Annotated in this window: 1 protein-coding gene; it reads right to left on the reverse strand. The window is 28.8% G+C overall.

All coding sequences use genetic code 11. The annotated features are described in order from the left end of the window. Positions 1–202 (reverse strand): hypothetical protein (locus tag G4407_RS16305; RefSeq protein WP_173689708.1); only part of this gene is annotated, 202 nt, incomplete at its 3' end. Between the last annotated feature and the right edge of the window lie 295 nt (positions 203–497).

A 497-nucleotide genomic window follows, 5' to 3' on the forward strand; every position in this document is an offset into this window, starting at 1 on the left:
GAGATAACGCCTGATTGTCTCTTCCGGTTTCCAGAATTTTTTTGTATTCTGTCTCTGCCCTGGAATCGTCATTTAGCCATTCATGCATGAATGTTGTGATAATTTCCTGATCTGGCTTATATTTTTGTAACGATATTATAATGATCGCACATAGAACAATAATAGCACCAATGGAACTGGATAATCTTTTTTTCATAGGCATTATTTTAAACCTCCTTTGCTTGTTCTTTATAAATATCATATATATGATTTTTATTGATGGCAATAATTTTTACGGTTTTTTATATTTATTTTTTACTTCATTGATAGATATTTTTACATGCGTTATACGGAAGAAAAATGATTGAAAAGCTTAAAAGTCGAAAATAAATCAATGAAATGAACAACTATTGTTGATTTGAAATATGCAAGATTTAAAATGAATCAACGAAATAAGGAACTATGGTCCTATGTCAAGATTTAGTACAAGTTAAAATGAGAAATTTCTCCCCATTTTA

Source organism: Allocoprococcus comes (assembly GCF_013300725.1).
Classification (GTDB): Bacteria; Bacillota; Clostridia; order Lachnospirales; family Lachnospiraceae; genus Allocoprococcus; species Allocoprococcus comes_A.